At 68.3% G+C, this 8,828-nt stretch carries 11 protein-coding genes; all 11 read right to left on the bottom strand.

Annotated features, from left to right (window positions below; genetic code table 11):
• Positions 1–10: 10 nt before the first annotated feature.
• The gene (locus ASC48_RS14940) at positions 11–430 is read right to left on the bottom strand and encodes a hypothetical protein (RefSeq protein WP_055456523.1); all 420 of its coding nucleotides are present in this window, start codon (positions 428–430) and stop codon (positions 11–13) included.
• Positions 431–461: 31 nt separating this feature from the next.
• Complete coding sequence (locus tag ASC48_RS14935; protein WP_072242641.1) at positions 462–806, bottom strand: type II toxin-antitoxin system RelE/ParE family toxin; 345 nt, start codon at positions 804–806, stop codon at positions 462–464.
• Positions 806–1,063, bottom strand: coding sequence for a type II toxin-antitoxin system ParD family antitoxin (locus ASC48_RS14930; RefSeq protein ID WP_055456522.1), 258 nt, complete (start codon positions 1,061–1,063; stop codon positions 806–808). The genes ASC48_RS14935 and ASC48_RS14930 overlap by 1 nt, the downstream gene beginning before the upstream one ends.
• Before the next feature lie 65 nt (positions 1,064–1,128).
• Positions 1,129–1,758 carry a DUF6441 family protein gene (locus ASC48_RS14925; protein WP_055456521.1) on the bottom strand — a complete coding sequence of 210 codons (630 nt, stop codon included), beginning with the start codon at positions 1,756–1,758 and terminating at the stop codon, positions 1,129–1,131.
• Complete coding sequence (locus ASC48_RS14920) at positions 1,755–2,066, bottom strand: head-tail joining protein (protein ID WP_055456520.1); 312 nt, start codon at positions 2,064–2,066, stop codon at positions 1,755–1,757. The genes ASC48_RS14925 and ASC48_RS14920 overlap by 4 nt, the downstream gene beginning before the upstream one ends.
• Complete coding sequence (locus ASC48_RS14915; RefSeq protein ID WP_055456519.1) at positions 2,066–2,401, bottom strand: DUF2190 family protein; 336 nt, start codon at positions 2,399–2,401, stop codon at positions 2,066–2,068. The genes ASC48_RS14920 and ASC48_RS14915 overlap by 1 nt, the downstream gene beginning before the upstream one ends.
• Before the next feature lie 78 nt (positions 2,402–2,479).
• Positions 2,480–4,534 carry a prohead protease/major capsid protein fusion protein gene (locus ASC48_RS14910; RefSeq protein ID WP_055456518.1) on the bottom strand — a complete coding sequence of 685 codons (2,055 nt, stop codon included), beginning with the start codon at positions 4,532–4,534 and terminating at the stop codon, positions 2,480–2,482.
• A gap of 4 nt (positions 4,535–4,538) precedes the next feature.
• Positions 4,539–6,059 carry a phage portal protein gene (locus ASC48_RS14905; RefSeq protein ID WP_055456517.1) on the bottom strand — a complete coding sequence of 507 codons (1,521 nt, stop codon included), beginning with the start codon at positions 6,057–6,059 and terminating at the stop codon, positions 4,539–4,541.
• Complete coding sequence (locus tag ASC48_RS14900; protein WP_055456516.1) at positions 6,059–6,268, bottom strand: phage head-tail joining protein; 210 nt, start codon at positions 6,266–6,268, stop codon at positions 6,059–6,061. The genes ASC48_RS14905 and ASC48_RS14900 overlap by 1 nt, the downstream gene beginning before the upstream one ends.
• Positions 6,269–6,311: 43 nt before the next feature.
• On the bottom strand, positions 6,312–8,318 hold the full coding sequence (locus ASC48_RS14895) for a phage terminase large subunit family protein (RefSeq protein WP_055456515.1): 2,007 nt from the start codon (positions 8,316–8,318) through the stop codon (positions 6,312–6,314).
• Positions 8,266–8,826: a hypothetical protein gene (locus ASC48_RS14890; RefSeq protein WP_055456514.1), complete on the bottom strand. Its 561-nt coding sequence runs from the start codon at positions 8,824–8,826 to the stop codon at positions 8,266–8,268. Before ASC48_RS14890 ends, ASC48_RS14895 begins: the two co-directional genes overlap by 53 nt.
• Positions 8,827–8,828: the final 2 nt, after the last annotated feature.

Genomic DNA, 8,828 nt, shown 5'->3' with positions numbered 1-8,828 from the left:
TCGAAGGGGTTCAGCCGAGCGGGTCGGCCGTGGAATAATGCAGCACCACCGGAATGACGGCCGCCTTCAGGCTGGCCGCGCCGTCCACCGGCAGATCGACGGGCTGCGGGGCCTCTGCCTCGACCCAGTCGCAGAGACCGCCGAGCGTGCGGTCCGCGGCGAGCGCCGCGCCGATGCTGGCGCAGAGCGTGTCGAAACCCGTGTCCCGGCTCGCGCCCTGCACCACGGCTTCGATCTCTGCACGGTGCTGGTAGTGATAGCGCAGGGGTGACAGCGTCACCTCGGGCTCGCCAGGTTCGCCGTCGCGCAGGATCAGCAGCCCGGCTGCCGGCACACGTTCGGGCAGCACCTCGCCGCGGAGGGCGGTGGCGGGCAACGCCGAAAGCCGCGCGTGCAGCGCGGCGAGGACGGTTTCGCGGGTGGTGGGCATGGCGATCCCGGTTTCCGGGACCGGCCCGGCTTTAGCGATCCCTGTCGGGTTTCGGATCCGTGAGGGCGGCCAGCCGTCGCGGCAGGTCCGAGCGAGCATGCAGGAAATCGACGATGATCACCTGCTCGGCGTCCTCGACGAAGATGACGAAATGCTGGCCGCAGCGCGCGAAGCGCAGATCCTCGGGCAGCTCCGGGTCGATGATCCGGCGGCAGTCCTGCGACATGGCCGTACCGGCCGCGATCTCCGTGCAGCGGGCGATCAGGTCCTCCTCATAGGCCGCTGCCTGTCGAGGGCCGAAGGTCTCAAGGGTCCAGTTCGCGATGTCGACGAGTGAGGTTTCAGCCTGCCGCGTCAGGCGCCATGGCTTCGGCATCAGGACGATTGGCGCGCCGAGGCAAAGGCGCGCCGGATCGCATCTTCACCGCTCCCCTCGGCCAGATCACCGCGCCGGGCCTGTTCCAGCCCGGTCGTCAGCCGGTCGCGCAACGCGCCAAGCTCGGCTTCCTCGCGTTCGAGCAGCCGCAGGCCGGCCCGCATGGCTTCCGAGGCATTCTGATAGCGCCCGGAGGCGACCAGGCGGTCGACCAGAGCGGATTGGGTTTCGGTTAGAACGACGTTTCGGGTGGCCATCCACGGTCTCCATCAAGGATGTTGGCAATATATGCCAATAGTCCCTGAATGTCGACCTCCTGCTGTCAGGAGCCGGGCTCCACCCAGTTTGCCACGATCAGCCCCGGCACCGCATCAAGCACCCGCTCCGCATCCCGCTCGAGGTCCAGCCGCTTCGGCAGTCTCACCTGTGGGACCAGCAGGAAGATCGGAACGGTGGTCAGCCCCCGGCCGGTCTTCGACCGTGATGCCACGGCACGGCCCTTCTTGTTCAGTCGCCCCTCGGCGACCAGCAGGCTCGGACCCATCCGGCGATAGACGAAGCGCAGGCGCAGGCCGGTGCGACGTTCCCATTCATCGGGAGTGATCCGCCCGCCGCGCAGGGACTTGCCCGCCGCAGGCGTCGGGATTGCCAGCCAGAACCCGTTCTTCGAGCGGATCAGCAGGCCGGTGTCGTGCGCGCCGACGATCACCGGCGCCTTCGACCAGACCAGTGCCGCCGCATTGAGGCTGGTCCTGCCTTTCGGGAACTGCTCCGACCGGATGGTGCGGGCAAGCCGCGCTCCGAGACCCGCGCCGGTGATCTGCGCGCGCCAGGCGGTCTTGAGGCCGGTCCCGGCGTCGCGCATCGCCGTGGTGACGGCCTTCTCCCCGGCCTTCACCTCTGCTTCCATCAGGCGGACGATATCGCCGACGATGTTGACGCCGAACCTCATGCGGGCCTCAGGTCCACTGTCCAGACGAGCCGCTCGCGGTCGCGGACGGGTTCACCCTGAATGAGGAAGGTATCGCCACCAATCTCGATGCGATCGCCAGGCCGGGGCTCGGCTACTTCCGTCACGCGCAGGTCGACCCGCGTTGTTTCCGACCAGAGCCGCGCATCACCGAAGTCGGTAATCGTATCGGCCCGTCGGGCGACGATGCGCACCGGAACGGGCACGCCGCCGTCAACGATGTAGACAGCATCCCGACCGATGTTCGGATCGGCGAAGAGCGCACTGAGCGCGGCGACGAAAGCACTCATCAGAAGCTCGCGTTCAGGCGCACCCTGCCGATGGTGTCGCTCGCGCCGCTCGCCACGGCCTCGACGGCCACACCGATGAGCGTGTTATCGGTCGAAACGGTCGTGGTGCGCTTGTTGGTATCGTCCCAATAGACCTTTGCGCCGACGGTCCAGGCCTGGCTGCCGACCTTCGTCAGGTCGAAGACGCCGACGAGCACGGTCTCGACGGGCTCGCCACTGGCGGCAGTTCCTGCGGCCACGCCGAAGATCGAGCCGACGAGCAGGCCCTCGCCGGAGACGACGGCATAGGGGGCGGTCAGGGTGATGGTGTTGCCGGGCTGGACGTAATTTTTCATGGAAGAGGGTCCTCGTGGAAAGACGAAGGGCGGCCCGTCAGGACCGCCCGGATGTCAGGGGTCGGGATGGGATGCGCGTTACGCGCCCGGGTTCTTGTAGAGGCCACGCCAGTCGATGGCCTTGGCGCCGAAGTCGAGGCGGCACTTGATCTCGACACCGTCGACATCGAAGCCGTTGCGCGTCTCGATGTAGGCGCCCTGCTGACCCTCGAGATAGGCGTATTCGATGGTGTCGATCTGGTTCGGGCTCGCCGCCAGATACCAGGCGGTTTCGCTGGCGGCATCGAGCCGGGGCTCGCTGATCGGTGCCAGCGTGCGGATCGACTGCGGCACGACGTTCCCGCTCTGGGCGGGCACGAGGTTCTGGGCGACCAGCTGCTCGGCCTTCAGTTCCAGCGCGGCGGGCACGATCAGGAAGGCGGGACGGATGTTCAGCACCGTCTTCTTGTCGAGCCCGGTCTGCTTCGCCATGGCGGCGCGTGCCGCACCGACGCTGCTCACATCCAGCGCCGCACCGGTGCCTGCGAGGTTCTTGTGGTTGGCGTGGAACAGCGCCGTGCCATCGGCCATCGCCGGGTTCGCGGTAATGATCCCCCAGACGACATCGCTTTCCAGCTGGGCGATGGAGTTGCCGTACATCGCCGGGATGCGCGTGAAAGCGTCGAGATCGTCGTTGATCAGCGTCTGGCGGGTGATCGCGACCACCCGGCCATAGGTCTTGACCTTGTAGCTCTCCTTCGACTCGCCGAGCGTGCCGCGCTTGAACTCGCCGCTCTCGCCGACTTCCAGCAGTTGCGGCGCTTCACCGAGCTGCACCCGGTGCATCGCCTTGAAGTCGGTCGCCAGCACCTGGCGGCAGAAGAGCGAGAAGGTCCGGGGATAGGCCTCGTAGGCCTGCCGCAGGGTCTTGTTGGTGACGGTGGCGAGGATCTCGGGGAAGTCCGAGGTCGAATGCAGCGCGCGGGTCGCAACCTCGTCGCGCGACAGGCCGCGGGTATTGACTCCGACATTGCCGAGGCTTTCGCGGGCGAGTTCCAAGAGCGTCATGCCGCGGTACTGGCGCGCGGCATCTTCGAGCGGGAACAGCGTCGGGCTGTAGCGGTGCAGCAGCGCGTTCGCCACCGCGTCGCGACGGGTGATGCGCTCGTCGCGCCCGCCGAGCGGGACCGACACCTGGCCGAAGGTCCGGGTTTCGTCCGACTTCGCGACGACCTGATCGAGGATCAGGCGGCGAGCGTCGTTGACACCGACACCGCGCTTCACCAGATCCTCGGCGAAGCTGCGCTCGAGGTTCAAACGGCCCGCCAGATCGTAGATGGTCGAGACGCGGTCGCGCTCCGCCTCGCGGGCGCGGGTCGCGACAGCCTCGGTGTCGGGCGTTTCCGGTTTCGCTGATGCGGACCCTTGGGTCTGGGATTTGGGCTGGTTGCGCGTGTCGGCGGCGTGCGCCTGCGTCTCGGCCGCGCCGGTCCTTTCGTCGGTCATGGTGGTCTCCTCGGTCGCTGCCGTCTCGTTGGTCTGGTCGGCCGGAGCGGCCGGAGTCTTGTCGGTCATCGGGGATGCTCCTTGCTCTGTGAGGGCGTCCCGGCGATGGAGGACGCAATCGTGTTGTTCGCCCTTGGCGCGGAAGCCCGCGGCGGGATCGGCGCCGACCGGCACGGCCGAGATCTCGAACGGGGTCCAGTCGACCGCCCGCCAAAGCTCGCGCTGGCCATCGGGCTTAGAGATGTCGAAGCGGTGGACCTGGTAGCCGATCGAGACGGCCCGGATGTGCCCGGCCTGGATGTCGCGCCAGATCGGCTCGACATCGGCGCGCTCGCTGATCCGGACCAGCGCAATGCCGCGGCCATTCTCGATCCGGGCGGAACCCGGCACGACCGAGCCGATCACCGCGTCGAGCGTGTCGAGCTCGTGCACCTTCAGGAACGGCGCGCCCGCGTTCAGCCGTTCTAGCCGCACATGGGAAGGGTCGAGGCTCAGCTCCTCGTCATAGGGATCGCCGAAGAACCTCGCCCGCCGGACGCGCGCGCCCGCCGACCAGATCACCTCGACCGTGCGTGCGTCGTTGTCGACAGTGTTCGGCGCAAGCTCCGCCGACCGGCGAAGCGCCGGCAGTTCGATCATCGTGTCCATGAAGTCAGTCCTGTTGGGCGGAGTCCGGCTGCCCCGAGTCGGATTCCGGATTGGTTGCCGGGTCGCTCGCCTGCGCGCTGCCGGTCTTGGTGACGCGGCGGGGATCGCTATCGAGCACCAGCCCGAGCGCGTCGAGCTTGGCGTTGGTCGCGGCGATCTCGGCCAGCACGGCGTCGGGATTGCGGCCCTGCTGTGCGATCACCTCGGCCAGAGTCATGGTGCCCGAGCGGATCGCCAGCAGGTTCGCCATCGCATCCTTCTGCGGATCGACTGCCTCGAATTTCGGCGGCGACCATTCGACCGGCACATCCGGTACCGGGATCTGGCCTGCCGCCCAAGCGGTCTCGATGAACCAGCGCCAGACGGGGGCGCAGAGCATCGGGATGAAGAGCTGCCACTGCACCGCGTCGATCATCCTGCGGAACTCGACCAGCCCCGCCCGGATCGAGGAATAGTTCACCTGGCTCAGATCGCCGGTCAGCAGCTCGTAGGGCACCCGGAACCCGGCCGAGATGGTGTGCAGGCTCGCGCGCTTGTATTCGCCATAGCCGCCGGTCGCCGCGGGCTGGTTGAAGCGAATGTCCTTGCCGCCACGGGCATAGGCGATCAGCCCCGGCTCGAACTGCTCGACCCGGTTGCCATCGGCATCGACCACGGCGGGCGCGATGCCCTGCTGCGCCTCGTCATCCCCGAAGACGATGGCGGTGACGCAGGCCTCGGTCTTCTTGCGCACGATCTCGGCCACCTCGTAATCGTCGAGATCACGCAGCGCCCGGATGACCGGCGCGCCCCATGGAACGCCGCGCGCCTGCGTGCGCTGCTTCTCGTAGACATGGGCGATATCGGTCGCCGGGACCGGGCGCGATCCGAGCCCACCGTTCAGCGCACCCCACGCGTTGCCCGGGTGCTCGGCATGGAGCCAGTAGGCCCGTCGCTTGCCGACCGGGTCGAACTCGATCCCCTGCACCAGCCGCCCGGCGCCGAGGGCGCCGGATTTCGTGGCATCGAGGAAATCCGCCTCGAGCACCTGAAGCTGCAAGGGCACCGGCAGGCCGTCCGAGGATCGCCGAAGGCGACGACGCACCAGCACCTCGCCCGCTTCGATCATCTCCCGGCAGATCAGCGTCTGCAGTCCGTAGAAATCGAGCTGGCCATCCGCATCGCAGGCCTCGGCCCATCGCTCGAAGAGATCGTCGACGCGGCGGTCCAGCGCCTCGTCGCCACTGGCGGCGCGCGGCATGATGCCCGCGCCGACGATATTGTTCACCAGCACCGCCACGGCCTTGGCCGCATGCGGGTTGTTGCGCACGAGATCGCGCATCCGGTCGCGCAGCAGCGCCCCGGCCATGCCGATCTCGGTATCGGCCGAGGATGCGGGCGCGCGCCAGCCATCAGTGCGACGCCCGCGCGCAGCGCCGTCATAGCCCCGCGCGAGCGTTTCGAAGGCCTGCCGCGCCAGCACCCGACGAGCAGCAGTTCGTGGGGCGACCGACGCGATGGCGCGGTCGAACCAGTTCACGGCCATCACCTGTCCCCGCGCGAGAAGCCTGCGAGACCGGCCACCGGCAGCGGCCGGCCGACACCCGCGATGGCGCGCTCGATGATCCGGATGCGGGCGAGCAGATCCTCGGCCGAGCCGTAGTCGACGGACTTGCCGTCATAGCTGACCCGCGTCGTGCCGCTGGCATAGGCCCGGCGCAGTGCCGAGAGCTCGGTTTCCGTCCAGTCGGTCATTGCCTGTTTCCCTGTCGGGCCATCGGCCCTCCACGCCTTTTGTTCAAAACCATCCTCCGCGCCGCCCAAGCCAGTCGGAGCGGCGCTTGCCCTGCGGGGCCTGTCCCGGCCGGTTGATCTGCCCGGCGGGATCGGTGTCACCGAAAGGAGCGGCCCCGAGTTGATCTTCGAGGTCGCGCCATTTCGCCTCAGACCACCGATCCGCGCCCGCGATCCAGGCGGCGGCGCGGGCGTAGACCCGGCAATCCAGCACCTCGTTGCGTTCGCGCAGCTTCTGCCATTCGAGCTTCGCGAAGCCGCGCTTGGTGCGGACGGTCACCAGCTGTTCGGCCACGAGCTGCTTCAGCCATTCGTTCTCGACCCAATGCGGCAGGTGGATCGTGCCGGGCGGAAAGGCCGCACCCTCGGCCCGTTCCTCGGTCGTCGGTCTCTCCAGCCGCAGGAAGCGGTAGGTCTCGGCCTTGAAGGTCGAGACGGCCACCGTCCAGAGCCGGGCGCCGCGACGCAGGCGCTTCCCGCCCTCGGTTGCATCCACGAATGTGGGGCCGGAGACCGGGCTGGAGCGATTGAAGCCTTCGAGCCCCTTGACTGGCGCGACCTGTGCAAAGCCGACTTTGCGCGACCAGGCATAGACGGCCGGGGCTTCGTAGCCCGTGTCGATGGCGAGCCGCGCGATCCGAAGGTGCGCTCCGTTTTCATGCGGCCACGACCGGTCGAGGAGTGCCGTCAACTGGTCCCAAGCATCATGCCGATCCGGCCCGCCCTCGATCACGACGTGATCGACGAGCCAGCTCTCAAGCCCTCGGCCCCAGGCCCAGACGTCGATCTCGATCCGGTCCTTCTGGACGTCGGCCCCGGCGGTCAGGAACAACCCGCCCGCAGGCACGGTGCCGGGTTTCCACGCCTCACGGCGGTCATAGAGCCGCTGCCAGTCGGGCGCTTCGCCCGTCTCGACCCATGTCTCGCCGAGGATCGTGTTGCGGAACGCCTTGATCGCCTCGTCCGACCCTTGGGCTGCCTCCCAGCCGCGCGCGATCCGCGACCAGCTGAGCCACCCCACCGGCGAATAGAGGGCCGAGAGGTGGTAGCCAACCGTGGTGGGATCAGCGGCGACAGCGGTCGCCCGCCATTCGCCGCGCTCCAGCATCGCCGTCTTGTGGTGCTCCGCGATGGGTTGATCGCAGCTCTCGCAGAGATACTCCGCCGTCTCCGGCTTGCCCTTCTGCCAGCGCAGCCGATCGAACTTCATCCACTGCATCGCCCGGCAATGCGGGCACGGGACGAAGTAGCGCCGCTGGTCGGACGCCTCGAACTCGCGCTCGATGCGGCTGAGCCCCCGGATCGTCGGGGTCGAGACCAGGAATACCTTGCGCCGGTGGGCGAAGGTCAGCGACCGCGCCTCGGCCAGGGTCACCGGGTCGCCTTCCTCGTCGGCAGAAGCCGGATAGGCATCGACCTCATCAAGGAAGATGTAGCGCGCCGGGGTCGAGCGCAGCCCGACCGCCGAGTTCGCGCCGGTCATGATCAGTATGCCGCCCGCGAATTCCTTGGACAGCATCGTGTTCCCGGCATCGCGGGATCGGGCCGGTTTGACCCGCTCCCGGAGCTCGGGGCTCTCGTCGATCAGCGGGTCGATCCGCTGCCGCGAATTGCGCTTGGCCAGTTCCACGGTCGGCTGGACCGCGAGCATGGGGCCCGGCGCCTGGTGGATCGCGAAGCCGATCCAGTTGTTGCCGGCTTCCGTCGCCCCGACCTGCGCGGCCTTCATGAACACGACCCGCTGCGCCGCGTCGCCGGGCGACAGCCGGTCCATGATCTCCCGCATGTAGGGCGTTCGCATTGTGCGGTAGCGGCCCGGTTCGGCCGAAGCGCGGGACGCCAACATCCGGTGCCGGTCCGCCCATTCCGAGACGGTGAGGTCGGGATCCGGTCGGATCCCGTTGCCCCAGGCGCGCAGGATCTCAGCCGCGCCTTCGAAATCCCTCAGGCCATCTTCATCACCGGAATTCGGGCCGGACCTCGGCGAGTTCGTCGAGGTGGGCGCGTACATGTTTCTCCAAGGCCTTCTGCATGGCGGCCGCCTCAACGCCGAGTTCGGCCGCCATCAGCGCCGCCGCGCGCGCTGGCCAGTTCACCCAGGCATCGCGCTCCTCGCGTGCCAGCCGGAACACGACCGCAACCGCCCGGGCGCGGTCGACGAGTTCTCCCTTGAGCTTCTGAAGCCGGATGCGCCGCTCCTGGGCCTTCAGCACCTCATTCGCGGTCTTGGCCTGCAGGAAGGTCGTGCCGCTGCCGACGGGTGGCGCGGCAAGCCCTTGTTCCCGCAGAGTGTCGCCAACGGCGGACACGGCCGCGTCGGGGACAGGCTTCAGCTTCGGCGCGGGCGGTTTCCGGGTCTTGGACGGGTCCGTCATCGCCGCCCGGCGTGTATCGCTCGCCTCTGCGTCGATGCTGCCATCCTCATGGAGGACCAGCCGTCCCGCCGCCTTCGCCTTCTGGATCGCGCCCCGCGAGAGACCGACGCGCGCGGCGTATTGACGCTCGCTCAGCCCCTGCATGG

This window comes from Pannonibacter indicus, from assembly GCF_001418225.1.
In the GTDB taxonomy this organism is placed as follows: Bacteria; Pseudomonadota; Alphaproteobacteria; order Rhizobiales; family Stappiaceae; genus Pannonibacter; species Pannonibacter indicus.
The sequence above is the reverse complement of the archived record's forward strand: the minus strand, read 5'-3'. Positions and strand labels throughout refer to the sequence as shown.